Here is a 451-nt window from a genome sequence, read left to right as displayed (position 1 = left end):
GGCGATGTTTGATTTTATGGACGATAACCCGTCGATCGTGGGCTTTCCGGCTTCCTGGGTAAACAATCCCAGCGTGATCCGGGAAAACCCCAATATTGTCTCGGTCAACTCCGCCATTGAGGTGGATATCACTGGCCAGATCAACGCCGAGCAGATTCTTGGCCATCCGTTCTCGGGCACCGGCGGCCAGCTGGACTTTGTTCGTGGGGCTTACGGTTCCAAAGGTGGCCGTTCGTTTGTCGCCCTGCACTCCACCGCCAAGCACGACAACCTGAGCCGGATTGTGCCGCAGTTGACCGGCGGCACTGTGACCGATACCCGGATGGATGCCCATTATATCGTCACCGAATACGGCAATGTCTGCCTGAAAGGCATGTCGATCCCGCAACGGGTAAAAGCGTTGATTGGTATCGCCCATCCCAAGTTCCGTGAGGAGCTGACACAGCAAGCC

Annotated in this window: 1 protein-coding gene; it reads left to right on the top strand. The window is 56.8% G+C overall.

The window, feature by feature from the left end:
• Nucleotides 1-16: 16 nt before the first annotated feature.
• Nucleotides 17-451: acetyl-CoA hydrolase/transferase C-terminal domain-containing protein (locus Q4563_RS16170; protein WP_303605203.1), on the top strand; the 435-nt coding region annotated here is incomplete at its 3' end.

Source organism: Gilvimarinus sp. 1_MG-2023 (assembly GCF_030548285.1).
Note: the sequence above shows the minus strand (reverse complement) of the source record. Positions and strands in the feature narration are given on the sequence as shown.